The sequence below is a fragment of the Nocardioides sp. Soil805 genome (genome assembly GCF_001429625.1).
Classification (GTDB): domain Bacteria; phylum Actinomycetota; class Actinomycetes; order Propionibacteriales; family Nocardioidaceae; genus Nocardioides.
On record NZ_LMSU01000006.1, the window covers coordinates 179,302 to 203,751 of the forward strand.

Annotated in this window: 27 protein-coding genes; 24 read left to right on the forward strand and 3 right to left on the reverse strand. The window is 71.5% G+C overall.

Annotated elements, in window-relative coordinates:
* Nucleotides 1–51 precede the first annotated feature (51 nt).
* The 24 genes from argS to ASG94_RS20540 all read left to right on the forward strand — a co-directional run bounded on the left by argS (nt 52) and on the right by ASG94_RS20540 (nt 22,766).
* Entirely contained in the window at nt 52–1,707 is a 1,656-nt protein-coding gene (gene argS, locus ASG94_RS20425) for an arginine--tRNA ligase (RefSeq protein WP_056928331.1), read from the forward strand.
* A gap of 3 nt (nt 1,708–1,710) precedes the next feature.
* Complete coding sequence (lysA, locus tag ASG94_RS20430) at nt 1,711–3,126, forward strand: diaminopimelate decarboxylase (protein WP_056928332.1); 1,416 nt, start codon at nt 1,711–1,713, stop codon at nt 3,124–3,126.
* The gene (locus ASG94_RS20435) at nt 3,126–4,448 is read left to right on the forward strand and encodes a homoserine dehydrogenase (protein WP_056928333.1); all 1,323 of its coding nucleotides are present in this window, start codon (nt 3,126–3,128) and stop codon (nt 4,446–4,448) included. The genes lysA and ASG94_RS20435 overlap by 1 nt, the downstream gene beginning before the upstream one ends.
* Nucleotides 4,445–5,533 carry a threonine synthase gene (thrC, locus tag ASG94_RS20440; RefSeq protein ID WP_056928334.1) on the forward strand — a complete coding sequence of 363 codons (1,089 nt, stop codon included), beginning with the start codon at nt 4,445–4,447 and terminating at the stop codon, nt 5,531–5,533. The genes ASG94_RS20435 and thrC overlap by 4 nt, the downstream gene beginning before the upstream one ends.
* A 3-nt stretch (nt 5,534–5,536) precedes the next feature.
* A complete protein-coding gene (gene thrB, locus ASG94_RS20445) occupies nt 5,537–6,436 on the forward strand; it encodes a homoserine kinase (protein ID WP_056928335.1) in 900 nt (299 codons plus the stop codon).
* Nucleotides 6,437–6,626: 190 nt separating this feature from the next.
* Nucleotides 6,627–8,648: a transcription termination factor Rho gene (gene rho / locus ASG94_RS20450; protein WP_327152787.1), complete on the forward strand. Its 2,022-nt coding sequence runs from the start codon at nt 6,627–6,629 to the stop codon at nt 8,646–8,648.
* A gap of 38 nt (nt 8,649–8,686) precedes the next feature.
* Nucleotides 8,687–9,058 (forward strand): response regulator transcription factor, encoded by a 372-nt coding sequence (locus ASG94_RS20455; protein ID WP_056928337.1) that lies wholly within the window; start codon nt 8,687–8,689, stop codon nt 9,056–9,058.
* A gap of 145 nt (nt 9,059–9,203) precedes the next feature.
* Nucleotides 9,204–9,434 (forward strand): 50S ribosomal protein L31, encoded by a 231-nt coding sequence (gene rpmE / locus ASG94_RS20460; RefSeq protein WP_056928338.1) that lies wholly within the window; start codon nt 9,204–9,206, stop codon nt 9,432–9,434.
* Between the two features lie 85 nt (nt 9,435–9,519).
* Nucleotides 9,520–10,593, forward strand: a complete 1,074-nt coding sequence (gene prfA / locus ASG94_RS20465) for a peptide chain release factor 1 (protein ID WP_056928339.1) — start codon at nt 9,520–9,522, stop codon at nt 10,591–10,593.
* Nucleotides 10,590–11,426, forward strand: a complete 837-nt coding sequence (gene prmC, locus ASG94_RS20470) for a peptide chain release factor N(5)-glutamine methyltransferase (protein WP_056928340.1) — start codon at nt 10,590–10,592, stop codon at nt 11,424–11,426. The genes prfA and prmC overlap by 4 nt, the downstream gene beginning before the upstream one ends.
* Nucleotides 11,423–12,088 carry an L-threonylcarbamoyladenylate synthase gene (locus tag ASG94_RS20475; RefSeq protein ID WP_056928341.1) on the forward strand — a complete coding sequence of 222 codons (666 nt, stop codon included), beginning with the start codon at nt 11,423–11,425 and terminating at the stop codon, nt 12,086–12,088. Before prmC ends, ASG94_RS20475 begins: the two co-directional genes overlap by 4 nt.
* Nucleotides 12,088–13,239 carry a glycosyltransferase family 4 protein gene (locus ASG94_RS20480; protein WP_056928342.1) on the forward strand — a complete coding sequence of 384 codons (1,152 nt, stop codon included), beginning with the start codon at nt 12,088–12,090 and terminating at the stop codon, nt 13,237–13,239. The genes ASG94_RS20475 and ASG94_RS20480 overlap by 1 nt, the downstream gene beginning before the upstream one ends.
* A gap of 82 nt (nt 13,240–13,321) precedes the next feature.
* Complete coding sequence (locus ASG94_RS20485) at nt 13,322–13,777, forward strand: hypothetical protein (RefSeq protein ID WP_056928343.1); 456 nt, start codon at nt 13,322–13,324, stop codon at nt 13,775–13,777.
* 29 nt (nt 13,778–13,806) lie between these two features.
* On the forward strand, nt 13,807–14,031 hold the full coding sequence (locus tag ASG94_RS20490; RefSeq protein ID WP_056928344.1) for an AtpZ/AtpI family protein: 225 nt from the start codon (nt 13,807–13,809) through the stop codon (nt 14,029–14,031).
* A gap of 8 nt (nt 14,032–14,039) precedes the next feature.
* Nucleotides 14,040–14,846 carry a F0F1 ATP synthase subunit A gene (gene atpB, locus ASG94_RS20495; protein ID WP_235537352.1) on the forward strand — a complete coding sequence of 269 codons (807 nt, stop codon included), beginning with the start codon at nt 14,040–14,042 and terminating at the stop codon, nt 14,844–14,846.
* Nucleotides 14,847–14,935: 89 nt separating this feature from the next.
* Nucleotides 14,936–15,139 (forward strand): ATP synthase F0 subunit C, encoded by a 204-nt coding sequence (atpE, locus tag ASG94_RS20500; RefSeq protein ID WP_269800883.1) that lies wholly within the window; start codon nt 14,936–14,938, stop codon nt 15,137–15,139.
* 35 nt (nt 15,140–15,174) lie between these two features.
* Nucleotides 15,175–15,744: a F0F1 ATP synthase subunit B gene (locus tag ASG94_RS20505; RefSeq protein WP_056928345.1), complete on the forward strand. Its 570-nt coding sequence runs from the start codon at nt 15,175–15,177 to the stop codon at nt 15,742–15,744.
* Nucleotides 15,744–16,562 (forward strand): F0F1 ATP synthase subunit delta, encoded by an 819-nt coding sequence (locus tag ASG94_RS20510; RefSeq protein ID WP_056928346.1) that lies wholly within the window; start codon nt 15,744–15,746, stop codon nt 16,560–16,562. Before ASG94_RS20505 ends, ASG94_RS20510 begins: the two co-directional genes overlap by 1 nt.
* Before the next feature lie 53 nt (nt 16,563–16,615).
* Nucleotides 16,616–18,256 (forward strand): F0F1 ATP synthase subunit alpha, encoded by a 1,641-nt coding sequence (gene atpA / locus ASG94_RS20515; RefSeq protein ID WP_056928347.1) that lies wholly within the window; start codon nt 16,616–16,618, stop codon nt 18,254–18,256.
* A 2-nt stretch (nt 18,257–18,258) separates the two neighbouring features.
* Nucleotides 18,259–19,191: a F0F1 ATP synthase subunit gamma gene (locus ASG94_RS20520; protein WP_056928348.1), complete on the forward strand. Its 933-nt coding sequence runs from the start codon at nt 18,259–18,261 to the stop codon at nt 19,189–19,191.
* A 2-nt stretch (nt 19,192–19,193) separates the two neighbouring features.
* Nucleotides 19,194–20,648 carry a F0F1 ATP synthase subunit beta gene (gene atpD / locus ASG94_RS20525; RefSeq protein WP_056928349.1) on the forward strand — a complete coding sequence of 485 codons (1,455 nt, stop codon included), beginning with the start codon at nt 19,194–19,196 and terminating at the stop codon, nt 20,646–20,648.
* Nucleotides 20,648–21,049, forward strand: coding sequence for a F0F1 ATP synthase subunit epsilon (locus tag ASG94_RS20530; protein ID WP_056928350.1), 402 nt, complete (start codon nt 20,648–20,650; stop codon nt 21,047–21,049). The genes atpD and ASG94_RS20530 overlap by 1 nt, the downstream gene beginning before the upstream one ends.
* 90 nt (nt 21,050–21,139) lie before the next feature.
* Nucleotides 21,140–21,589 carry a DUF2550 domain-containing protein gene (locus tag ASG94_RS20535; protein ID WP_056928351.1) on the forward strand — a complete coding sequence of 150 codons (450 nt, stop codon included), beginning with the start codon at nt 21,140–21,142 and terminating at the stop codon, nt 21,587–21,589.
* A gap of 1 nt (nt 21,590) precedes the next feature.
* Entirely contained in the window at nt 21,591–22,766 is a 1,176-nt protein-coding gene (locus ASG94_RS20540; protein WP_056928352.1) for an MFS transporter, read from the forward strand.
* A 32-nt stretch (nt 22,767–22,798) separates the two neighbouring features.
* On the opposite strand, the gene ASG94_RS20545 is transcribed toward ASG94_RS20540, so the two are convergent.
* The 3 genes from ASG94_RS20545 to ASG94_RS20555 form a co-directional block, all read right to left on the reverse strand.
* Nucleotides 22,799–23,314 carry an AAA family ATPase gene (locus tag ASG94_RS20545; protein WP_056928353.1) on the reverse strand — a complete coding sequence of 172 codons (516 nt, stop codon included), beginning with the start codon at nt 23,312–23,314 and terminating at the stop codon, nt 22,799–22,801.
* Between the two features lie 34 nt (nt 23,315–23,348).
* The gene (locus ASG94_RS20550) at nt 23,349–23,864 is read right to left on the reverse strand and encodes an AAA family ATPase (protein WP_056928354.1); all 516 of its coding nucleotides are present in this window, start codon (nt 23,862–23,864) and stop codon (nt 23,349–23,351) included.
* A 100-nt stretch (nt 23,865–23,964) separates the two neighbouring features.
* Nucleotides 23,965–24,450 (reverse strand): HNH endonuclease (locus ASG94_RS20555; RefSeq protein ID WP_162260849.1); only part of this gene is annotated, 486 nt, incomplete at its 5' end.

Genomic DNA, 24,450 nt, shown 5'->3' on the forward strand with positions numbered 1-24,450 from the left:
CTGGGCGAAACCGGTTCGGGTCGGCCCGACCGGCGCCGATAGGCTGGGTCGGTGAACCCGGGCCAGCTCTCCCTGACCATCGTCGACGTCCTCGAGGACCTCGTGGCCGACGGCTCCGTCTCGCTGCCGGAGGGCGTGCCGTCGAGCGTCACGGTGGAGCGACCGCGGCAGAAGGGCCACGGCGACTACGCCACCAACGTGGCGCTCCAGCTGGCCAAGCGGGCCGGCACCAACCCGCGCGCGTTCGCCGAGCTGGTGAGCACCCGCCTCGCGTCCAGCGAGGGGATCGCCGCGGTCGAGGTCGCGGGCCCGGGCTTCCTCAACATCACCGTCGAGGCGGGCTCGCAGGGGCAGGTGGCCGCGGACATCGTCGCCGCGGGCGCGGCGTACGGCTCCTCGGACGCCTTCGCCGGCGAGCGGATCAACCTCGAGTTCGTCTCCGCCAACCCCACTGGGCCGCTCCACCTCGGCGGTGTCCGCTGGGCGGCCGTGGGCGACGCGCTGGGCCGGGTCTTCGAGAAGGCCGGGGCCGACGTCACCCGGGAGTACTACTTCAACGACCACGGCGCGCAGATCGACCGGTACAGCGCCTCGCTGCTGGCGAGCGCGCGCGGCCTCCCGGCGCCCGAGGACGGCTACGGCGGGCAGTACATCCACGACATCGCCGCGGCCATCGTCGAGCAGCGGCCCGAGGTCGAGGACCTCGACGACGAGCAGGCGCAGGAGGTCTTCCGCGCCCTCGGGGTCGAGATGATGTTCGCCGAGATCACGAAGGCGCTCCACGACTTCGGCGTCGACTTCGACGTCTACTTCCACGAGAAGTCGCTCCACGACTCCGGCGCGGTCGAGCGCGCCATCGCCCGGCTCACCGAGATGGGCAACACCTACACCGAGGACGGTGCGCTCTGGCTGCGCACCGAGAAGTACGGCGACGACAAGGACCGCGTGATCGTGCGGTCCAACGGCACGCCGGCCTACATCTCGGGCGACCTGGGCTACTACCTCGACAAGCGCGAGCGTGGCTTCGACCGCTGCTTCATCATGCTCGGGGCGGACCACCACGGGTACGTCGGTCGGATGAACGCCATGTGCGCCGCCTTCGGCGACGAGCCGGGCCAGAACCTGGAGATCCTCATCGGCCAGATGGTCAACCTCCTCCGTGACGGCGAGCCGGTGCGGATGTCCAAGCGCGCCGGCACGGTCGTGACCATCGACGACCTGGTGGGAGCCATCGGCGTCGACGCCAGCCGCTACGCCCTGGCCCGCTACAGCACCGACAGCCCGATCGACATCGACCTGGATCTGTGGGCCAGGGCGACCAACGACAACCCGGTCTTCACGGTGCAGTACGCCCATGCCCGGGTGGCCAGCCTCATGCGCAACGCCGCCGACCTCGGTGTCACCGCCGAGTCCCACCCGGAGCTCCTCACCCACGAGAAGGAGGGCGAGCTGCTGCGCGCGCTGGCCGAGCTCCCGCGGGTCGTCACGGCCGCCGCCGAGCTCCGCGAGCCGCACCGCGTCGCGCGCTACCTCGAGGAGCTCGCCGGCACCTACCACCGGTTCTACGACAGCTGCCGCGTGCTCCCGCGCGGTGACGAGGAGACCTCCGACCTCCACCGGGCCAGGCTGATGCTGGTCGACGCGACGCGAGTGGTCCTGGCCAACGGCCTCGACCTGCTCGGAGTCTCTGCCCCCGAGCGGATGTGACCGGTGCCCACCTCCCACCCCTCCGGCTGGGCCCACGCCGACGGCGCCCTCAGCCGCAACCGGCCCGGCGGCCCGCACTGGCTGCGTGAGCCCGCCGACACCAACGCGCTCGTTCCCTCGCTGTGGTCCTCCACCGCGCGCAAGGCCGACGGCGTGCTCAGCGTCGGGGGCGTCACGCTGCCCGAGCTCGTCACCGAGCACGGCAGCCCGGCGTACGTCCTGGATGAGCGCGACTTCCGCGAGCGCGCCCGGGCCTTCGCCGACGCGTTCGCCGCCTACGACGTCTTCTTCGCGGGCAAGGCGTTCCTGTCCACGACCACCGTCCGGTGGCTGGCCGAGGAGGGCCTGCACCTCGATGTCTGCTCCGGGGGAGAGCTGACGGTCGCCGAGCGGGCGGGCTTCCCGATGGAGCGGGTCGGCCTGCACGGCAACAACAAGACGCTGCGCGAGCTCGAGCGGGCCGTCGAGCTCGGCGTCGGCCGGGTCATCGTCGACTCGTTCGACGAGGTCGAGCGGCTGGACGCGATCACCTCCGAGCTCGGCCGCACCGTCGGCGTGATGATCCGGGTGACCGCCGGCGTCGAGGCGCACACCCACGAGTACATCGCCACCGCGCACGAGGACCAGAAGTTCGGGTTCTCCATCGCCGCCGGGGACGCCTTCGAGGTCGTACGCCGCATCGAGGCGGCGCCCGGGCTGCGCCTGCTCGGCCTGCACAGCCACATCGGCAGCCAGATCTTCGACTCCTCCGGCTTCGAGGTCGCGGCCCGCCGGGTGCTGGCCCTGCACGCCCGGGTCAGCGAGGAGCTCGGGGTGCAGATGCCCGAGATGGACCTCGGCGGCGGCTTCGGCATCGCGTACACGACCCAGGACGACCCCAGCGACCCCGCGCAGCTCGCCACCGAGCTGACCAAGATCGTCGAGCACGAGTGCCGGGCGCTCGGCGTCGACGTGCCCCGTCTGTCGATCGAGCCCGGACGCGCGATCGTCGGTCCGGCCATGTGCACGGTCTACGAGGTGGGCACGGTCAAGGAGGTCGCCCTCGACGGCGGCGCCCGGCGTACCTACGTGTCGGTCGACGGCGGGATGAGCGACAACATCCGCACGGCGCTGTACGACGCCGACTACTCCTGCACCCTCGCGTCGCGGGCCTCGCAGGCGCCGCCGATGCTGGCGCGCGTGGTCGGCAAGCACTGCGAGGCGGGCGACATCGTGGTCAAGGACGAGTTCCTGCCCGGCGACGTGCGGCCCGGCGACCTGGTGGCGGTGCCCGGCACCGGCGCCTACTGCCGCTCGATGGCCTCCAACTACAACCACGCGCCGCGACCTCCGGTGATCGCTGTGCGGGACGGGAAGACCTCCGTGGTGCTCAGGCGCGAGACTGAGGACGATGTGCTGTCGACAGACGTGGGTGCGTGATGGGTGAGGGAGACAAGCGACCGGACAGGCTCCGGGTCGCGGTGCTCGGGTGCGGCTCGGTCGGGTCGCAGGTGGTGCGGCTGCTGACCGAGCAGGCCGGCGACCTGGCGGCCCGGGTAGGTGCCCCCGTCGAGCTGGTGGGGGTCGCCGTACGCCGTCTCGACGCCACCCGCGAGGTCGACGTCCCGGCGGACCTGCTCACCACCGACGCGGCCGGGCTGGTCGCTCGCGACGACGTGGACGTGGTCGTCGAGGTCATCGGCGGCATCGAGCCCGCGCGCTCGCTGATCCTCTCCGCGCTCGAGCACGGCGCCAGCGTGGTGACCGCCAACAAGGCGCTGCTGGCCGAGGACGGCCCGACGCTCTTCGAGGCGGCCGAGAAGGCCGACCGCGACCTCTACTACGAGGCCGCCGTCGCCGGCGCCATCCCGATCCTGCGCCCGCTGCGGGAGTCGCTGGCCGGCGACAGGGTCACCCGGGTCCTCGGCATCGTCAACGGGACCACCAACTTCATCCTCGACAAGATGGACACCTCGGGCGCCGGGTTCTCCGAGGCGCTCGAGGAGGCGCAGGAGCTCGGGTACGCCGAGGCCGACCCGACGGCCGACGTCGAGGGCTTCGACGCCGCCGCCAAGGCCGCCATCCTGGCCAGCCTGGCCTTCCACTCGCGGGTCACGGCCGCCGACGTCTACCGCGAGGGCATCTCGGAGGTGACCGCCGGCGACATCGCCTCGGCGCGCGAGATGGGCTCGGTGGTCAAGCTGCTGGCGATCTGCGAGCTGCGCCCCGGTCCCGACGGCGCGGACCAGGTGGCCGTGCGCGTGCACCCGGCGATGATCCCGCGCTCGCACCCGCTGGCCAGCGTGCGCGAGGCCTACAACGCCGTCTTCGTGGAGTCCGAGGCCGCCGGGCAGCTGATGTTCTACGGCCCCGGCGCCGGCGGCTCTCCCACCGCGAGCGCGGTGCTGGGCGACCTGGTCACCGTGGCTCGCAACCGGCTGGCCGACACCCGTGGCGCCGGGGAGTCGGCGTACGCCGACCGGGCCGTGCTGCCGATGGGCGAGACGCGGACCCGCTACCACGTGGCCCTCGACGTCGACGACCGCTCCGGCGTGCTCGCGGCGGTCGCGACAGCCTTTGCCGACCAGGGCGTGTCGATCCAGACCGTGCGCCAGGAGGGCCGCGGCGCCGACGCCCAGCTCGTCGTCGTGTCCCACGCCGCCACCGACGCGGCGCTCAGCGCGACCGTCGAGCACCTGCGCACCATGGACATCGTCCGCGACGTCACCTCGGTGATGCGCGTCGAGGGAGGCGACGAGTGAGTCCGGACGCGCCGTGGGCCCACCACCAGTGGCGGGGCCTGATCGAGGAGTACCGCGACCTCATCGACCTGCTTCCCGATGGCCTCGAGGCCGTCACCCTGCGTGAGGGCGGCACGCCGCTCGTGCACTCGGAGTGGCTCTCCTCGCTCACCGGCGGACAGGTGTGGCTCAAGGTCGAGGGCGACAACCCGACGGGCTCCTTCAAGGACCGCGGCATGACGACCGCGATCTCGGTGGCCAAGCACGACGGGGCCCAGGCCGTGGTCTGCGCCTCGACGGGCAACACCTCGGCGTCGATGGCGGCGTACGCCGCGAAGGCCGGGCTCAAGCCGCTGGTGCTGGTGCCCGAGGGCAAGATCGCCGCCGGCAAGATGGCCCAGGCGGTCGTGCACGGTGCCCAGATCATCATGGTCCGCGGCAACTTCGACCACTGCCTGCACATGGCCAAGGGGCTCGCCTGGAACTACCCGGTGGCGCTGGTCAACTCCGTCAACCCCGTCCGGCTCCAGGGCCAGAAGACCGCGGCCTTCGAGATCTGCGACTTCCTCGGCGACGCCCCCGACTACCACCTGCTGCCGGTGGGCAACGCCGGCAACATCTCGGCGTACTGGATGGGCTACGAGCAGTACGCCGACCTCGGCCGGTCCAGCAAGCGCCCCGTCATGCGCGGCTTCCAGGCCGAGGGCGCGGCGCCACTCGTGACCGGGGAGCCGTTCCCGGACCCGGAGACCAAGGCGACCGCGATCCGCATCGGCAACCCCGCCTCGTGGAAGCTCGCCGAGGCCGCTGCGCAGGAGTCCGGCGGACGTTTCGCCGCCCTGTCGGACGCGCAGATCCTGGCCGCCCAGGTCGAGCTGGCCCGCCACGACGGTGTCTTCGTCGAGCCCGCCTCGGCCGCCGGCATCGCCGGGCTGCTGTCCGAGCTCGCGGCGGGGGAGAGCTACGCCGGGGCGACGGTGGCGATCACGGTCACCGGGCACGGACTCAAGGACACCGCGACGGCGCTGGAGTCCTTCGGCGACGTCGTCGACACCGTGGTGGACGCCGACGTGGACGCCGCGGCCGCGGCGGCCGGGCTCGCCTGACGCATGCCGACCTACGTCCAGGGCCCGGTCCGGGTCACGGTGCCCGCCACCTCCGCCAACCTGGGGCCGGGCTTCGACTCGCTCGGCCTGGCGCTGTCGCTGCGCGACGAGCTCGAGGCCGAGGTGACGGACTCGGGCATCGAGGTCGAGGTGACGGGCGAGGGCGCGGGCGACGTGCCCCGCGACGCCACCCACCTCGTGGTCCGCTCCATGCACGCGGCGTTCGACGCGATGGACGCCCGGCCCCCCGGCCTGCGCCTGTCGTGCCGCAACGTCATCCCGCACAGCCGTGGTCTCGGGTCGTCGTCGGCGGCGATCGTGGCCGGCGTGGCCCTGGCCCGCGCCCTGGTCGCCGGCGGGACGCTGCTGCTCGACGACGCGTCGCTGCTGCGGCTCGCGGCGGACATCGAGGGCCATCCCGACAACGTGGCGCCGGCCCTGCTCGGCGGCTTCGTCATCTGCGGGCGCGAGGCGGGGGAGTGGTACGCCGTCCCCTCGGCCGTCGACCCGCGGGTGCGGGTCGAGGTCTTCGTGCCGCCGACGCCCGTGGCCACGGAGGTGGCCCGCGGCCTGCTGCCCGCCGTGGTGCCGCACGCCGACGCCGCCGCCAACGGCGGTCGGACCGCGCTGCTGGTGGCGGCCCTGGCCGGCCGCCCCGAGCACCTGCTCGCCGCCACCCGCGACTACCTGCACCAGGAGCAGCGGGAGCCGGCCATGCCGGAGTCGCTCGCCCTCGTGCACCGGCTGCGCGCGGACGGCATCCCCGCAGTCATCAGTGGTGCCGGTCCGACCGTGCTGGCGTTCGTCGGCGCGACCGGGGGGACCCTGGCCGATCGCTGCCCTGCAGGCTGGGCGCACCACCCGCTGGACGTCGAGGGCCGCGGGGTCGTGGTCACCGGTTGACGGGAGGAGCCCTGCTAGCCTGTGGGCGCGCCGATCGGCGTGAGTCCCCTCGGCCGTGGTCCGTCCGCCGGCCCGGGGACACCCTCTCCTCCCGGTGTACGTCTCGTGCGCACACGACCAACCGGTCCCGGGACCACCTGTCAGAAACCAGCCGGCTCTCCGTCCGGCTCCAAGCGTGGGAAGGGCCTACGTGACCGACTCAGCAACGCCCAGCGCCAAGAAGCGCGGTGGCGGGCTCAGCTCCATGCTCCTCGCCGACCTCAAGTCGATGGCCGCCGGCATGGGCATCTCCGGTGCGGGCTCCATGAAGAAGGCGCAGCTCGTCGACGCCATCAAGGCCGCCCAGTCGGGCGCGCAGGGCGCTGCCCCGTCGGCGACCCCGCCGGCGGCCCAGGTGTCCTCCCCGGCTGCGACCCAGCCGGCAGTGGAGTCGAGCCCCCCGCGCGTCACCCGCACGCAGCGTCCCGCCCGACGCGTCCCGGCGGCGGACTCGTCCGCCCCGGTCGAGCAGGCCGCCCCGGACGCCCCGCAGGCTCGCGACGACCGGCCCGCCCGCGACGACCGGCCGTCGTCCGAGGCGACCGCGTCCGACGAGCAGCGCCCGTCGCGCCAGCGCACCCGCAACCAGGCGCGTCAGCAGGACGACGCGGGCCGGGACCAGGGCCAGGACAAGGGCCAGGACCAGGGCGCCGCCAAGGGGCAGGACCAGGGTGCGGGCAAGGGCCAGGACCAGGGCGCCGCCAAGGGTCAGGACCAGGGCGCCGGCAAGGGCCAGCGCGGCCAGGACCGCCAGTCGGATCGCCAGCAGGACCGCCAGCCGGAGCAGCAGCAGCCCGCACAGCAGGGCAAGCAGTCCGGCAACCAGCAGTCCGGCAACCAGCAGGGCGGCCAGCCGAACCAGAACGCCCAGCAGAACAAGGACAACCAGCAGAACCAGCACGACCAGCAGGACCAGGACGACGACGGCGAGGGCGGCAGCCGCCGCAACCGGCGCCGCCGCGGGCGTGACCGCGACCGCGCCACCACCCGGCCGGGCAACCGCAACGAGCCCGACACGACCGTGCTCGAGGACGACGTCCTCGTGCCGGCCGCGGGCATCCTCGACGTGCTCGACAACTACGCGTTCGTCCGGACCTCGGGCTACCTGCCCGGGACCGACGACGTCTACCTCTCCTTGTCGATGGTGCGGAAGTTCGGCCTGCGCCGCGGCGACGCCATCGTCGGCCAGGTGCGCCAGCCCCGCGAGGGCGAGCGCAAGGAGAAGTTCAACCCGATGGTGCGCATCGACTCCGTCAACGGGGCCGACCCGGAGGCCGCGCGGGACCGTGCCGACTTCGACTCCTTCACGCCCGTGCACCCCGACGACCGGCTGCGCCTGGAGACCGACTCCACCAACCTCGTCGGCCGGGTGATCGACCTCGTCGCCCCGATGGGCAAGGGGCAGCGCGGCCTGCTGCTGGCCCCGCCGGCCACCGGCACGACCACCGTGCTGCAGTCCGTGGCGGCCTCGATCACGCGCAACAACCCCGAGTGCCACCTGATGATCGTGCTGCTCGACGAGCGTCCCGAGGAGGTCACCGACTTCCAGCGCTCCGTCAAGGGCGAGGTCATCGCTTCGACCTTCGACCGGCCCGCCACCGACCACACGATGGTCGCCGAGCTGGCCATCGAGCGGGCCAAGCGTCTCGTCGAGCTCGGCCACGACGTCGTCGTGCTGCTGGACTCGCTGACCCGCCTCGGCCGGGCCTACAACCTCGCGGCGCCGGCCAACGGCCGCGTGCTGGCCGGAGGGGTGGACGCGACCGCGCTGCATCCGCCGAAGGCCTTCTTCGGTGCCGCCCGCAACATCGAGCAGGGCGGCTCGCTCACCATCCTGGCCGCCGCGCTGGTGGACACCGGGTCGGCGACCGACGAGGTGATCCTCGAGGAGTTCACCGGGACCGCCAACAGCGTGGTGCGCCTCAACGGCGAGGTCGCCGCGCGGCGTACGTTCCCGGCGATCGACGTCCTGGCGTCCAGCACCCGGCGCGAGGACCTGCTCCTGACCCGTGAGGAGCACGAGATCACCGAGAAGCTGCGGCGCTCGCTGCTCGACCGCACCGCGGTCGAGGCGCACGAGGACGTCCTCGGGCGCGTGCGGGCCACGCAGTCCAACATCGAGCTGCTCACCCAGGTCCAGCGGACGCCCGCCGCTGCGGCGAAGCGCCGCTGACGGGGCTAGGGTCGGCACGGACGAGAGCGAGGACGCACATGGCACGCATCGTGGTCGCTGACGACGACATCGACATCCGGGAGCTGGTGGAGTTCAAGCTCTCCACGCTCGGGCACGACATCGTCGCGGTCTCCGACGGCCAGGCGGCGGTCGACGCCTGCCAGGCCGACCGCCCCGACCTGGCGGTGCTGGACGTGATGATGCCGGGGCTGTCGGGACTCGACGCCGTGCGCCTGATCCGCGCCGACGAGGCGCTGGCCGACCTGCCGGTCATCCTGCTCACCGCGCGGGCACAGGAGTCGGACGTCGAGACCGGTTTCGGGTCCGGCGCCGACGACTACATCACCAAGCCGTTCAGCCCCCGCGAGCTCGCCACCCGCGTCGAGGCACTGCTCTCCCGCGCCCGGTAGCGACCGTCCCCACCCGCCGCGGCGAGGGGGAATGCCGCGATTGGGTACGGCGTTGTCAGGGGTGGCACACTTGTGTGCTGGCTCCGGTTCACGTCCACGCATCCGCGCGTGCACGACCCGGCGGCAACGTCTGGAGAGGAACACCATGAAGAAGGACATCCACCCGGAGTACGTCGAGACCCAGGTCACCTGCACCTGTGGCGCGGCGTTCACCACCCGCAGCACCGCGACCTCCGGCTCGCTCAAGGCCGACGTCTGCTCGCAGTGCCACCCGTTCTACACCGGCAAGCAGAAGATCCTCGACACCGGCGGCCGCGTCGCCCGGTTCGAGGCCCGCTACGCCAAGAAGGCTCCCCAGGGCGCCGACAGCAAGTAGCTCGTCCCCAGCGCCGATCTCCCGCCCCGCGGGAGGTCGGCGTTGTGCATTTCCCCCAGCCCAGCCAGCCCCCAGGAGCGCACCGATGTTCGAGGCCGTCGAGGGACTCGTCGCCGAGCACGCGAGCCTGGAGCACCAGCTCGCCGCGCCCGAGACGCACGCCGACCAGCGGCTGGCCAAGCGCCTCAACCAGCGCTACGCCGAGCTCAGCGCCGTGGTGGCCACCTGGCGCGACTGGCTCGAGCTCGGTGAGGACATCGAGGCGGCGCGCGAGCTCGCCGCCGACGACCCCGCCTTCGCCGACGAGGCGCTCGCCCTCGAGGCCCGCCGCGAGAAGGCCGAGGAGCGGCTGCGCCACCTGCTGGTGCCGCGCGACCCCACCGACGCCAAGGACGCGCTCCTCGAGGTCAAGTCGGGGGAGGGGGGTGAGGAGTCGGCGCTCTTCGCCGGCGACCTGCTCCGGATGTACACCCGCTTCGCCGAGGCGCGCGGCTGGCGCACGGAGGTCCTCGACGCCACCGAGTCCGACCTCGGCGGCTACAAGTCGGTCACCGTGGCGGTCAAGGCCCGCGGCACCTCCGAGCCCGGCCAGGCGCCGTACGGGCTGCTCAAGTTCGAGGGTGGCGTCCACCGCGTCCAGCGGGTGCCCGTCACGGAGTCGCAGGGCCGGGTCCACACCAGCGCCGCCGGCGTGCTGGTGATGCCGGAGGCCGAGGACCTCGACGTCGAGATCAACGACGCCGACCTGCGCATCGACGTCTACCGCTCGTCGGGCCCGGGCGGGCAGAGCGTCAACACGACCGACTCGGCGGTGCGCATCACGCACGTGCCGACGGGCATCGTGGCGAGCTGCCAGAACGAGAAGAGCCAGCTGCAGAACAAGGAGTCCGCGCTGCGCATCCTGCGGGCGCGGATCCTGGCCGCCGCCCAGGAGGCCGCGGACGCCGAGGCGAGCGAGGCACGGCGCAGCCAGGTCCGCACGGTGGACCGCTCCGAGCGCATCCGCACCTACAACTACCCGGAGAACCGCATCTCCGACCACCGCACCGGCTACAAGTCCTACAACCTCGACCAGGTGCTCGACGGGGACCTCGGCCCCGTCCTCCAGTCCAGCATCGACGCCGACCTGGCGGCCCGGCTCGAGGCGCTGGACCAGTGACCCGGGAGCTGCGTCGTGCGGCGGCCGAGACGCTGCGGGTGGCCGGCGTCGCCTCCCCGGAGCGGGACGCCGAGCTGCTGCTCGCCCACGTCCTCGACGTCTCCCTCGGCAGGCTCGTCCTGGTCGACGACGTCTCGCCCGAGCAGCGGGAGGCGTACGACGCGCTCGTCGCGCGTCGCGCGGCCCGCGAGCCGCTCCAGCACCTGACCGGCACGGCCGCCTTCCGCCACGTCGAGCTGCTCGTCGGGCCCGGCGTCTTCGTGCCCCGCCCCGAGACCGAGCTGCTCGCGGGGTGGGCGATCGAGGCGACCGAGGGCCTGGGGTCCCCGGTCGTCGTCGACCTCTGCACGGGCTCGGGTGCCATCGCGCGCGCGGTCGCCGACGAGGTGCCCGGCGCCGACGTGCACGCCGTCGAGCTCGACGAGGGCGCCTGGGCGTGGGCCGAGCGCAACCTGGCCGGCACCGGCGTGGACCTGCGCCACGGCGACCTCGCCACCGCGTTCGACGACCTGCTCGGCACGGTCGACGTGGTGGTCTGCAACCCGCCGTACGTCCCCCTCGAGGCCTGGGAGTCCGTGGCCGCCGAGGCGCGCGACCACGACCCCCACCTGGCGCTCTTCTCCGGCGACGACGGCCTCGACGCGATCCGGGTCCTCGCGGTGCGCGCCGCCGCGCTGCTGCGACCCGGGGGAGTCCTCGGGTTCGAGCACGCGGACGCCCAGGGGGAGGCGGCCCCGGCCGTCCTGCGCGCCACCGGACGCTGGGCCGAGGTCGTCGACCACCGCGACCTGGCAGGTCGTCCACGCTTCACCACGGCGCGACTGGCACGATGACCCTCGTGAAACGGCTTGGGGTGACGACCGAGGACGAGCGCGAGGCGGCCATCGAGGCGGCGGCGACCGCCGTACGACGCGGACTGCTGGTCGTGCTGCCCACCGACACGGTGTACGGCGTGGCCGCCGACGCGTTCGACGCGGACGCGGTCCAGGCGCTCCTCGACGCCAAGGGCCGCGGCCGCGAGATGCCGCCGCCGGTGCTGGTGAGCACCGCGACCACCCTCGACGCCCTCGCCGTCGGCGTGCCGACCTACGCCCGCGCTCTCGTGGAGCGCTTCTGGCCCGGGCCGTTGACCATCGTGTGCCGCCAGCAGACCTCGCTGCAGTGGGACCTGGGCGAGACCCGGGGCACGGTGGCCGTGCGGATGCCCGACCACGAGGTCGCGCTGGCGGTCCTCGAGCGCACCGGTCCGCTGGCCGTCAGCTCGGCCAACACCACCGGCCTGCCGGCTGCCCGCGACGCCGACGAGGCCGAGCGGATGCTCGGCGACTCCGTCGAGGTGGTCGTCGACGGCGGCCCGGTCGACGGGGGAGAGGCCTCGACCATCGTGGACTGCACAGGCCCGCAGGGTCGCGTCCTGCGCCGCGGCGCCCTGTCGTTGGAGGAGCTCAACGAGGTCCTCGAGCCCCTCGGGGTCCCACTCACGGACGAGGGCTGATGCGCGAGTACCTCCTCGTCTTCCTCGTGGCCGGCACGGCCACCTACCTGCTCACCGTCATCGCCCGCGAGATCGCGCTGCGCACCGGCGCGGTCGCCGCGGTCCGTGACCGCGACGTGCACGACGCCCCGATCCCCTATCTGGGGGGACTGGCCATGCTGGGCGGGCTGGTCGCGGCCTACCTGGTGGCCCGCGAGCTGCCGTTCCTCTCCCGCAGCGACCCGTTCGTCTTCCGCGACGCCGGCGTGGTGCTGGTCGCCGGGGCGCTGATCTGCGCGGTGGGGGTCGTCGACGACATCTTCGAGATCGACGCGCTCACCAAGCTCGGGGGACAGGTGCTGGCCGCCGGCCTGCTGGTCTACTCCCAGGTGCGCTTCTACTACCTGCCCGGGGCCGGGGACTCCCAGTTCCTCCTCGACCCCAACCAGGGCGCGCTGCTGACCGTCATCGTGGTGGTGGCGACCATCAACGCGGTCAACTTCGTCGACGGGCTCGACGGGCTGGCGGCCGGCGTGGTCTGCATCGGGGCCGTCGCCTTCTTCGTCTTCTGCTACGTCCTCACCGACCAGAAGGACCTCACCCTGGCCTCCACCGGGGCCCTGCTGAGCGCGGCGCTGGCCGGTGTGTGCGCCGGCTTCCTGCCGCACAACTTCCACCCGGCCCGCCTCTTCATGGGCGACTCGGGCTCGATGCTCCTCGGCATCGTCTTCTCCGCCAGCACCCTCACGCTCACCGGCCAGTTCAACGGCACCGACATCTCCTCTGACGGCAACAGCACCGTCGTGGCGGTGCTCCCGGTGCTGCTCCCGGTGTCCCTGCTCCTGGTGCCGGTCGCCGACCTGGTGCTGGCCGTCGTACGCCGCACGCGGGCGGGGCGCTCGCCGTTCGCCCCCGACAAGCAGCACCTGCACCACCGCCTGCTCGAGATCGGCCACTCCCAGCGCAGGGCGGTCCTCATCATGTGGCTCTGGGCCGGTCTCGTGTCGAGCGGTGCCGTGCTGACCAGCCTCTACAGCGGTCCGTGGATGTGGGCCGGTCTCGGCACGATGTTCGTGCTCACCGTGGCCCTCACGTTCCTGGTGCCGGTCCTCAGGAAGCCCGGCCAGCCGGAGGTCGAACCCCTCGGTTCGGAGCCGACGGGGACTTTGTGATAGTTTTCACGAGCGGTCGCAGCAGCCTTGCGACCGCCCCGTTCCACCGTTGACAGACACCCTCCACAGGACGGCCGCCGACATGACGACCGAGTCGAAGCAGGACACCCGCCGCGGTGCTTCCCCGCTCCTCGGTGCCGCGACCGCCGGGCTGGTCCTGGTCGTCGTGGTCGTCGTCCTGGCCGGTCTCGTCGACGGGAGGCAGGGCGCCCTCGGTGCCGCCGCCGGGGGAGTGCTGGCCCTGGCCGTCTTCGCGACCGGGACGGCTGTCGTGCAGACGGCCGCACGGGTGATGCCGACCGCCTCGCTCCTCGTGGCGCTGCTGACCTACACGCTCCAGGTCGTGCTCATGGGCGCCGTGGCGGTGGCCCTGTCCCGGTCAGGGATCGTCGGTGACGGACCCTCCCGCGGCTGGTTCGCGGGCGCCGTCATCGCGGTCACCGTGACCTGGATGGTGGTGCAGGTGTGGATCGTCGGGAGGCAGCGCATCCCGGTCTACGACCTGTCCGCGGGCGCTCGGCCCGGGGGTGAGCGATGAACGCGACGACTGCTAGGGTTCGGTCCGCGATGGCTCGAGAGAATTCCCCGCCTGCCGGACCGGACGACTCCCCCAAGGGCGACCCCTGGCACGCCTTCGGGTACATCGTCTCGGGCGTGGCGGTCTACGGCCTGGTCGGCTGGTTGCTCGATCGCTGGCTGGGAACGGCGTTCCTCGTCGCGATCGGCATCCTCGTCGGTGCCGGGTTCGGGATCTACATGACGTACGCACGATTCAACAAGGCAAGCCAGTAGGAGATTTGGTGACCACCACGTTCGGCATCGCCATGGCGGAGTCCGGGGACGAGTTCGTCCCGCCGGGCCCCAACAGCTTCGACTTCAGCGCCGTGCCGCTCTTCCACCTGGGGGAGTACGCCGTGACCAAGCCGCTCGTCCAGCTGCTGCTGGGTGGGCTGGTGGTCTTCCTGTTCTTCTACGCCGCCACCCGCCGCGTGTCCCTCGTCCCGGGTCGCATGCAGTTCGCCGGCGAGAGCGCGTACGGGATGGTCCGCAACTCGATCGGCCGCGACATCATCGGCAGCCACGACTTCCAGCGGTTCGTCCCCTACCTGGTGACGCTCTTCTTCTTCATCCTGGTCAACAACGTGATGGCCTCGGTCCCGCTGGTCCAGTTCCCCACGTTCTCGCGGGCCTCGATGGCCTACGCGCTCGCCGCGCTGAGCTGGGTCATCTACAACGCGGTCGGCATTAAGAAGCACGGCCTCCTGGGCTACCTCAAGCTGCAGACCGTGCCCTCGGGCGTCACGCCCCTGATGTACCCGCTGCTCGTGCCCCTGGAGTTCTTCTCCAACATCGTGGTCCGCCCGGTCACTTTGGCCCTGCGTCTGTTCGCCAACATGTTCGCCGGCCACCTGCTGCTGATCCTGTTCACCACCGGTGGGCTCTACCTGATCGAGCAGGGTGGCATCGGCTACGTGGCCGGTCCGCTCGCCTGGGTGCTGGCCATCGCCATCGCCTTCCTCGAGCTGCTGGTCCAGTTCCTGCAGGCCTACGTCTTCACCCTGCTCAACGCCATGTACATCTCGGGTGCCCTCGCCGACGAGCACTGATCCCACGCAGCACTGCGCTCCGGCCAGCGCTGGGACCCCGAGTAGCACGACTTCACCTCACCAGTAGAAACAACCGAAAGGAAACAGCCGTGGACGGCAACCTCAACATGATCGGCTACGGACTCGCGGCCATCGGCCCCGGCGTCGGCATCGGCCTGATCTTCGCGGCCTACATCTCCGGTGTCGCGCGTCAGCCCGAGGCGCAGGGTCGCCTCCAGTCGATCGCGATCCTCGGCTTCGCGCTCGCCGAGGCGCTCGCCATCATCGGCATCGCGCTCGCGTTCGTCCTCTGACGCCCCCCGCACGCACGCACTGACGAAGGACTGCCATGCAGAATGTGATCATCCGCGCGGAGGAGGGCGGCCATGCGCCGGAGAACCCTCTCGGCTTCGTGCCCGTCGAGTTCGCCACGTCGCTGGTGGTCTTCGGACTGCTGCTCTTCGCGATCTGGAAGTTCGTCGTTCCCCGCTTCGAGAAGACCTTCGCCGAGCGCACCGAGGCGATCGAGGGTGGCCTGAGCGCGGCCGAGACCAAGCAGGCCGAGGCCGACGCCAAGCTCGCCGAGCTGGAGAAGCAGCTCGCCGACGCCCGGCACGAGGCAGCGCGCATCCGCGAGGAGGCTCGCGAGCAGGGTGCCCAGATCGTCGCCGAGATGCGGGAGCAGGCCCAGGCCGAGTCCTCGCGGATCGTGGAGCACGGCAAGACGCAGATCGAGGCCGAGCGCCAGCAGGCGGTCACCTCGCTGCGGGCCGAGGTCGGCGCTCTGGCGACGACCCTCGCTGGTCGCATCGTCGGTGAGAGCCTGGACGACGAGGCTCGTCAGAGCCGGGTCGTCGAGCGTTTCCTCGCCGACCTCGAGGCCGACGGCTCGACCAGCACCGGGAGCGGGGTCAACTGATGGCCCGCGGCGCCATGCGTGGAGCATCCGCGGACGCCCTCGCAGTCCTCACCAGCGAGCTGGAGAGCAGGCTGCAGGGCGGCGCGGACGCGAGCCGCATCGGTGACGACCTCTTCACGGTCTCGTCGGTGCTGCGCTCGGAGCCTGCCCTGCGCCGGATCGCGACGGACGCGTCCGTCGACTCCTCGGCCAAGGTGGGCCTGGTCACCGAGATCTTCGGCGGCCGCGTCGACCAGAACTCCCTCGACCTGTTCGGCTCGGCCGTGAGCCGCCGCTGGACGGTCTCGCGGGACCTGGCCGACGCCCTCGAGCACCTCGGCGAGGTGGCCGTGGTCCGCTCGGCGGGTGACGACTCGGGTCGGCTGGCGGACGAGCTGTTCGCCTACGGCCAGACGGTCAACGACAACCCCGGCCTGCGGGACGCCCTGTCCGACCCCTCGCGGTCGCAGGACGACAAGGCGCGCCTGGTGCACTCGCTCCTCGACGGCAAGGCCCTCCCGGCGACGGTGACCCTGGCCCAGCAGGCGCTGGCCGGCACCTACCGCACCGTGGCGGCCGCCCTCGCGACGTACCAGCAGGTCGCCGCGACGGTGCACGGACAGCGCGTCGCCACCGTCCGCGTGGCGCACCCGCTCTCCGACGCCGACCGCCAGCGCCTCACCGACGCGCTGTCGCGGCAGTACGACCGCCAGATCCACCTCAACGTGGTGGTGGACCCCGATGTCCTCGGCGGCATCAAGGTCGAGGTCGGTGACGATGTCATCGACGGCACCGTGGCCAACCGCCTCGACGACGCCCGGCGCTCGCTCGCCGGCTGACGCACCACCACCTACCCCAGCACTTTTCGAGCAGACGAGAGTAAGGAAGACAGATGACGGAGCTTTCGATCCGTCCGGACGAGATCCGGGACGCGCTGCAGCGCTTCGTGTCCGACTACAAGCCTGAGTCGGCCAGCAAGGAAGAGGTCGGCACCGTCGCCGAGGCAGCGGACGGCATCGCCCGCGTCAGCGGCCTGCCCTCCGTCATGGCCAACGAGCTGCTCGAGTTCGAGGACGGCACGCTGGGCATCGCGCTCAACCTCGACACGCGCGAGATCGGCGTCGTGGTCCTGGGCGACTTCGACAAGATCGAGGAGGGCCAGACCGTCCGTCGTACGGGCGAGATCCTCTCGGTCCCCGTGGGCGAGGGCTACCTCGGCCGCGTGGTCGACCCGCTCGGCACCCCGATCGACGGCCTCGGCGAGATCGAGTCGCACGAGCGTCGCGCCCTGGAGCTGCAGGCTCCCGGCGTGATGGTGCGCAAGTCGGTGCACGAGCCCCTCGCCACCGGCATCAAGGCGATCGACGCCCTGACGCCGATCGGTCGTGGCCAGCGCCAGCTCATCATCGGTGACCGCGCGACCGGCAAGACCACGATCGCCATCGACACGATCATCAACCAGAAGGCCAACTGGGAGTCCGGCGACCCGGACAAGCAGGTGCGCTGCATCTACGTCGCCATCGGCCAGAAGGGCTCGACCATCGCCTCGGTGCGTGGCGCCCTCGAGGAGGCCGGCGCGCTGGAGTACACGACGATCGTGGCCTCCCCGGCGTCCGACTCCGCTGGCTTCAAGTACCTCGCCCCGTACACCGGCTCGGCCATCGGCCAGCACTGGATGTACGACGGCAAGCACGTCCTGATCGTCTTCGACGACCTGACCAAGCAGGCCGAGGCCTACCGCGCCGTGTCGCTGCTGCTGCGCCGCCCGCCGGGTCGTGAGGCCTACCCGGGTGACGTCTTCTACCTGCACAGCCGGCTCCTCGAGCGCTGCGCCAAGCTGTCCGACGACATGGGCAAGGGCTCGATGACCGGCCTGCCGATCATCGAGACGAAGGCCAACGACGTGTCGGCGTTCATCCCGACCAACGTCATCTCGATCACCGACGGCCAGATCTTCTTGCAGTCGGATCTCTTCGCGGCCAACCAGCGCCCCGCCATCGACGTGGGTGTCTCGGTCTCGCGGGTGGGTGGCTCGGCCATGACCAAGGCGATGAAGGCCGTCACCGGCTCGCTCAAGGTCGACCTGGCGCAGTTCCGCGCCATGGAGGCCTTCGCCATGTTCGCCTCGGACCTCGACGCGGCGTCGCGCCAGCAGCTCGACCGCGGCCAGCGCCTCATGGCCCTGCTCAAGCAGCCGCAGTACTCGCCGTACCCCGTCGAGGAGATGACCGTGTCCCTGTGGACCGGCACCTCGGGCCGCCTGGACAAGGTGCCCACCGACGACGTGCTCCGCTTCGAGAACGAGTTCCTCGACTTCCTGCGTCGCAGCCACGAGGGCATCCTCGCCGGCATCCGCGAGTCGCAGAAGTTCGAGGACTCCACCGAGTCGGAGCTCGAGAAGGCGTACGACTCCTTCCTCGACCAGTTCGAGACCTCGGACGGCCAGAGCATCAAGGCCGGCCACGAGGAGCACGTCGCCCTCGAGGACGAGGACGTCGAGCAGGAGCAGATCGTCAAGCAGAAGCGGGGCTGACCATGGCTCTCTCGGTACGTGAGTACCGCGCGCGGATCAAGTCGACGGAGTCGATGAAGAAGATCACGCGTGCCATGGAGCTCATTGCCGCGTCCCGCATCATCAAGGCGCAGCAGCGGGCCCAGGCGGCCGCGCCCTACGCTCGTGAGCTCACGCGTGCGGTCTCGGCCGTCGCGACCTTCTCCAACGTCGACCACGCGCTGACGGTGGAGCCGGAGAACCCCACGCGGGCGGCGATCCTCATCGTCACCTCCGACCGGGGACTCGCCGGCGCCTACTCCTCGAGCGTGCTCAAGGAGGCCGAGCGCCTCATCGAGAAGCTCAAGGAGGAGGGCAAGGAGGTCGACGTCTACGTCTCCGGCCGCAAGGGCGAGGCCTACTTCAAGTTCCGGCAGCGCCCCGTGGTGCAGTCGTGGACGGGCTTCTCCGACCAGCCGACGTACGACGTCGCCAGCGACATCGGCGCGACGCTGATCTCGGCGTTCCTCAACGAGACCGGCGAGGAGCCCGAGGAGGGCACCGCGCCGGGTGTCGACGAGGTCCACGTGGTCTACACGCGGTTCCGCTCGATGCTCAGCCAGGAGCCCCAGGCCGTGCGCCTGCTCCCGCTGGAGGTCGTGGAGAGCGAGGAGAGGCCCTCCGAGGAGGACCTGCTGCCGCTCTACGAGTTCGAGCCCTCGCCGTCCGAGGTGCTCGACTCCCTGCTGCCGCGCTACGTCCAGAGCCGGATCTTCTTCGCCCTGCTGCAGGCGGCCGCCTCCGAGCTGGCCGCTCGCCAGAAGGCGATGAAGTCCGCGACGGACAACGCCGACGAGCTCATCAAGAAGTACAAGCGCATCGCCAACCAGGCTCGCCAGGCTGGCATTACCCAGGAAATCAGCGAGATCGTCGGTGGCGTCAACGCCCTTGCCGACGCACAAGCCGGGAGTGAGTGAACATGACTGCCACTGTTGAAGAGACGACCCACCAGGCCGGTGGCTCCATCGGTCGCATCGCCCGCGTCATCGGCCCGGTCGTGGACATCGAGTTCCCGTCCGACTCGATGCCGCCCATCTACAACGCCCTGACCTGCGAGTTCGAGCTGGGCGGTGACAAGCACTCGATCATCCTCGAGGTCGCCCAGCACATCGGCGACGGCATGGTCCGCGCCATCTCGATGAAGCCCACCGACGGCCTCGTCCGTGGTGGCCAGGTGACGGACACCGGCGCCTCGATCACGGTTCCCGTGGGCGACGTGACGCTGGGCAAGGTGTTCAACACCACCGGTGACTGCCTCAACCTCGCCGAGGGCGAGACGCTGGACGTCAAGGAGCGGTGGGGCATCCACCGCAAGGCGCCCGCGTTCGACCAGCTGGAGTCGAAGACCCAGATGTTCGAGACCGGCATCAAGGTCATCGACCTGCTCACCCCCTACGTGCAGGGCGGCAAGATCGGCCTGTTCGGCGGTGCCGGCGTCGGCAAGACGGTGCTCATCCAGGAGATGATCGCCCGTGTCGCCAAGGACCACGGTGGTGTGTCGGTGTTCGCCGGTGTCGGCGAGCGCACCCGCGAGGGCAACGACCTCATCGTCGAGATGGAGGAGGCCGGCGTCATCGGCCAGACCGCCCTCGTCTTCGGCCAGATGGACGAGCCGCCGGGCACCCGCCTGCGCGTCGCCCTGTCGGCCCTGACGATGGCGGAGTACTTCCGCGACGTGCAGAAGCAGGACGTGCTGCTCTTCATCGACAACATCTTCCGCTTCACCCAGGCCGGTTCCGAGGTCTCCACGCTGCTCGGTCGCATGCCGTCCGCGGTGGGCTACCAGCCCAACCTGGCCGACGAGATGGGCCAGCTGCAGGAGCGCATCACCTCGACGCGTGGTCACTCGATCACGTCGCTGCAGGCGATCTACGTGCCGGCCGACGACTACACCGACCCCGCGCCGGCCACGACGTTCGCCCACCTCGACGCGACCACCGAGCTCTCGCGAGAGATCGCCTCGCTCGGCATCTACCCCGCGGTGGACCCGCTGACGTCGACCTCGCGGATCCTCGACCCGCAGTACATCGGCGAGGAGCACTACCGCTGCGCGGTCCGGATCAAGCAGATCCTCCAGCGCAACAAGGAGCTCCAGGACATCATCGCGATCCTCGGTGTCGACGAGCTCTCCGAGGAGGACAAGATCATCGTGTCCCGGGCGCGCCGCATCCAGCGCTTCCTGTCGCAGAACACCTACGTGGCCAAGCAGTTCACCGGCATCGAGGGCTCGACGGTCCCCGTGGCGGACACCATCGAGGCGTTCAACAAGATCGCGGACGGCGAGTACGACCACGTCGCCGAGCAGGCGTTCTTCATGTGCGGTGGGCTCGACGACGTCGAGGCCAAGTGGGCTGAGATCCAGAAGTCGCTCTGATGGCTGACACGAGCAAGCCCCTCCAGGTGGAGCTCGTCGCGGCGGACCGGTTGGTCTGGTCGGGCGAGGCCCGGATGGTCATCGCGCGGACGACGGAGGGCGACGTGGGCATCCTGCCCGGGCACGCCCCCATGCTCTCGGTGATCATCGAGGGTGTCGTCGACGTGCAGACCGCCGAGGGCGAGACGTGGGTCGCGGCCGTGGACGCCGGCTTCCTGTCGGTGGCCGACAACCGGGTCTCGATCCTCTCCGAGCGCGCCGAGATGTCGCACGAGATCGACCTGGAGAAGGCACGCCAGGAGCTCGAGCGGGCCAAGTCCTCCGGCGAGAACGACGACGCCGCCGAGGAGGCGGTCCGCCGCGCCGAGGCCCGGGTCCGGGCCGTGGAGCGGGCGTCCTGACGAAGTGACGAACGCCTGACGCTAGGGTGAGCGCACGGACCGAGTGGTCCGTGCGCTCACTGCATTTCGAGGGTGTCGAAGGAGGCTTGGATGCCGCTGTGGCAGTGGCTGCTCGAGTTCGCGGGCGTCCTGCTGGTCCTGCCGCTCCTGTACGGCGTCGCCCTCATCGTGCGCCGGCGCCTCATCGCCCGCAACGGCGGCACCTTCGAGCTGAGCTACCGCATGCGCACCTCGCACCCGGGCCGCGGCTGGCTGCTGGGGCTGGGCCGGTACAGCGGTGACTCGCTCGAGTGGTTCCGCATCTTCTCGCTCTCCCCGCGACCGCGGATGAGCTGGTCGCGCCAGTCGATGACCTACTCCGGGCGTCGCGACCTGGTCGGTGCGGAGGAGATGTCGCTGTACGCGGGCCACGTCGTGGTGTGCTGCGCGACCCCCACCGGCCCGTTCGAGATCGCAATGAGCGAGGCCTCGTTGACCGGTTTCCAGGCGTGGATCGAGGCGGGCCCTCCCGGGGCCGACTGGGACCGGAACCGCGGCTGAGATGGTGTCGCCGGTCACCGCCGCGCCCGACGTGAACGCCGCTCGCAACGCCGTCGGGCTGGCCTTCGTCCTCAACGGCCTCTGCTTCGCCAGCTGGGTCTCGCGCATCCCGGAGGCGCGCGACGGCTTCGAGCTGAGCAACGGCGGCCTCGGGGTGCTGCTGCTGATGATCGCGGTGGGCTCCCTCGTGGCCCTGCCGAGCACGGGCGCCGCGATCGGCCGGTGGGGCACCGTGCGGGTGCTGCGCGCCGGCGCGCTCGCGGCGGCCCTCGGCCTCGGTACGACGGGGCTCGCGCTGGGCAGCTCCCTCGTCGTCACCGGCGCTGCGCTGTTCGTCTACGGCATCGGGATCGGCGTGTGGGACGTGGCCATGAACGTCGAGGGGGCCGAGGTCGAGCGCGGCCTGGGGCGGACCGTGATGCCGCGCTTCCACGCCGGCTTCAGCCTCGGCACCGTCGTCGGGGCCCTGCTCGGTGCCGGCTTCGTCGCGCTCGGCGTACCGGGTGCCGTGCACCTGCTCGCCGTGGTCGTGCTGTCCGCCGTGCTGGTGTGGCGTGGCGCAGGGGCGTTCCTCCCGATCGCCGAGGTCGAGGAGGCGCCCGCCTCCGCCGCCCGCGCCTGGCTCGAGCCCCGCACCCTGCTCATCGGCGTCATGGTGCTGGCGCTCGCCATGACCGAGGGCACCGCCAACGACTGGCTGGCGGTCGCCCTCGTCGACGGGTACGACGTCTCGCACGCCGTGGGCGTGGCGGGGTTCGGGCTCTTCGTCGCGGCCATGACCCTGGGTCGCGTCGCCGGAACCCACCTGCTCGACGCCTTCGGGCGTACCGCCGTCCTGTGGTCGACGATGGCGGTCGCCGCGGCCGGGGTGCTGCTGATCGTCCTGGGCGGCCACCCGGCGCTCGTGGTCCTCGGCATCGTGTTCTGGGGCCTCGGTGCCTCGCTCGGCTTCCCGGTGGGGATGAGCGCCGCGGCCGACGACCCCGCGCGGGCCGCGGCGCGGGTCAGCGTGGTCTCGACGATCGGGTACGCCGCGTTCCTCGCCGGGCCGCCGCTGCTGGGGTTCGTGGGGGACCAGGTCGGGACCCTGGACGCGCTGCTCGTCGTGGCCGTGCTGCTCGTGCCGGCCGCGCTCGCGGTCCCCGCCGCGCGCAAGCCGGCGGAGCATACGACCTGAGGGTGCCCCCTGGTGGCGACGGCGTCGTCGAGCTATGCCTGGCCGGTGCTGTCGCCGACCAGTCCCGCACGACGGAGGATCTCGTCGACGACGTCCCCGAGCGGTCGGGTCGCATCGATGACCACGCCGGTGCCGGGGACGTCCTCCTTGGTCCGGTGGAGCCGGACGACGAGGGCGCGCTCCGACGGCTTAGCGCCCCACTCGCCGTGCGGGCGCTGGTCGAGCCGACGGTGCAGCGTGTCCAGGTCGACGTCGAGCACGAAGACCTCGTCGAAGAGGTCGATGAACCGGGTGAAGTTGCGTGAGCCCCCGCAGAAGAAGGTGACGGGGTCCCGGTGGTCCGCCACCAGGGCCCGGACGCGGCCGACGTCCCAGATGTGGTGCTCGTGCAGCGCGGTGTCGGTGGCCTCGCCCGTCGCGGGGTCACCCTGGTAGGCGAGGTCGGTGTCCCCGTTGACGGCGTGGTGGCCGCGGCGGGCCAGCTCTCGGCACACGGAGGTCTTGCCCGTTCCGGAGACGCCCTCGACGAGGTAGTTGCGTACGCCCATCGGAGCAGTATCGGCCATGTGCCGCGGTCCGCGGCTAGGTCCACCCGCAATCCGCGCCGACGCGGTGGAGGAGGTCGTCCAGGCTCTCGTCGATCCCGATGGATGCCTCGTCGAGTCCGTCCACGCGTGCAGCGCCGTACCACCAGTCGCGCATCTCGGTCTCACCGAATTCCGCGGCTTTGGTCTTCGTCGCGTGGCGCCGGAGCGTCTCCTCGAAGGGGAGGTCCCAGAAGTACGCGAGCGTCCTTCCCCGGTGATCTCGGGCCAGCCGCCTGAGCATCTCGCCGTACCGCTCGGGATGCAGGATGCCTTCGACCACGACGGAGATGCCCTGATCCAGGGCGTACCGGGCCATCAGGTCGATCAGGCCGATCGCCGGGTTGCCTGCTCGGTCGTGGGCCCAGAGCACGTCACGGCGCACGACGTCCTGCGAGACGACCGCCACCTGGTCCCTGCCCCGACCCCGCTGGAGGGCGCGGGCCAGCGTGGTCTTGCCCGACCCGCTGTTGCCACGCAGCAGGATCAGCCTCGTCCCTGACGTGCCGACCATCGTCGCCCTCCTTCCCAGTGAGCATCGGAACCCTCACACAGGGGTCGATCGGGCGCCACCCCGGCTGTGGACGAGTCCCGGGGGATCGTGGCGCCTCGGATCAGGCGGCGCGGTGGAGAAGCACCTGCGCGACCTTGCGTTCGGCGGGGGAGGCGTGGCGGCCGGTGACGGGTGGGTCTGGGGCTCGTGAGTGGTGCTGGTGTCCGGTGGGGGTGGTGAGGGTGATCTGGGTGGTGGCCAGGGGGTCTGGGATGGGTTGGTGGTGCCAGCCGGGGGTCTCCTTGGCGTAGTTGCAGGCTTCGCAGAGTCCTTGGCCGTTGTCGGCGGACGTCGCTCCGCCTCGGTTGCGGGGGACGACGTGGTCGTGGTGGCGGAGCGGGGCGTTGCAGTACGGGGTGCGGCAGCGGCGGTCGCGCAGGTCGATGAGGTCGGCCAGGGCGTGGCGGAAGTAGCTGGAGGTGGACTCCAGGGCGATGAGGGCGCCGGTGGTGGGTGCGGCGAAGAGGCGTTGGAGGGTGGAGCGGGTGTGTCCGGCGCTCGCGGCGGCCAGGCGTCGGGTGATGGAGGCGGGCAGGTAGCCGGCGCC

Excerpts from the sequence above, each read along its gene's own strand:
- ASG94_RS20435 (WP_056928333.1), top strand. The coding sequence starts at position 3,126 with ATGGGTGAGGGAGACAAGCGACCGGACAGGCTCCGGGTCGCGGTGCTC.
- thrB (WP_056928335.1), top strand. The coding sequence starts at position 5,537 with ATGCCGACCTACGTCCAGGGCCCGGTCCGGGTCACGGTGCCCGCCACC.
- ASG94_RS20455 (WP_056928337.1), top strand. The coding sequence starts at position 8,687 with ATGGCACGCATCGTGGTCGCTGACGACGACATCGACATCCGGGAGCTG.
- rpmE (WP_056928338.1), top strand. The coding sequence starts at position 9,204 with ATGAAGAAGGACATCCACCCGGAGTACGTCGAGACCCAGGTCACCTGC.
- prfA (WP_056928339.1), top strand. The coding sequence starts at position 9,520 with ATGTTCGAGGCCGTCGAGGGACTCGTCGCCGAGCACGCGAGCCTGGAG.
- ASG94_RS20475 (WP_056928341.1), top strand. The coding sequence starts at position 11,423 with ATGACCCTCGTGAAACGGCTTGGGGTGACGACCGAGGACGAGCGCGAG.
- ASG94_RS20480 (WP_056928342.1), top strand. The coding sequence starts at position 12,088 with ATGCGCGAGTACCTCCTCGTCTTCCTCGTGGCCGGCACGGCCACCTAC.
- ASG94_RS20485 (WP_056928343.1), top strand. The coding sequence starts at position 13,322 with ATGACGACCGAGTCGAAGCAGGACACCCGCCGCGGTGCTTCCCCGCTC.
- ASG94_RS20490 (WP_056928344.1), top strand. The coding sequence starts at position 13,807 with ATGGCTCGAGAGAATTCCCCGCCTGCCGGACCGGACGACTCCCCCAAG.
- ASG94_RS20505 (WP_056928345.1), top strand. The coding sequence starts at position 15,175 with ATGCAGAATGTGATCATCCGCGCGGAGGAGGGCGGCCATGCGCCGGAG.
- ASG94_RS20510 (WP_056928346.1), top strand. The coding sequence starts at position 15,744 with ATGGCCCGCGGCGCCATGCGTGGAGCATCCGCGGACGCCCTCGCAGTC.
- atpA (WP_056928347.1), top strand. The coding sequence starts at position 16,616 with ATGACGGAGCTTTCGATCCGTCCGGACGAGATCCGGGACGCGCTGCAG.
- ASG94_RS20520 (WP_056928348.1), top strand. The coding sequence starts at position 18,259 with ATGGCTCTCTCGGTACGTGAGTACCGCGCGCGGATCAAGTCGACGGAG.
- atpD (WP_056928349.1), top strand. The coding sequence starts at position 19,194 with ATGACTGCCACTGTTGAAGAGACGACCCACCAGGCCGGTGGCTCCATC.
- ASG94_RS20530 (WP_056928350.1), top strand. The coding sequence starts at position 20,648 with ATGGCTGACACGAGCAAGCCCCTCCAGGTGGAGCTCGTCGCGGCGGAC.
- ASG94_RS20535 (WP_056928351.1), top strand. The coding sequence starts at position 21,140 with ATGCCGCTGTGGCAGTGGCTGCTCGAGTTCGCGGGCGTCCTGCTGGTC.
- ASG94_RS20540 (WP_056928352.1), top strand. The coding sequence starts at position 21,591 with ATGGTGTCGCCGGTCACCGCCGCGCCCGACGTGAACGCCGCTCGCAAC.
- ASG94_RS20545 (WP_056928353.1), bottom strand. The coding sequence starts at position 23,314 with ATGGGCGTACGCAACTACCTCGTCGAGGGCGTCTCCGGAACGGGCAAG.
- ASG94_RS20550 (WP_056928354.1), bottom strand. The coding sequence starts at position 23,864 with ATGGTCGGCACGTCAGGGACGAGGCTGATCCTGCTGCGTGGCAACAGC.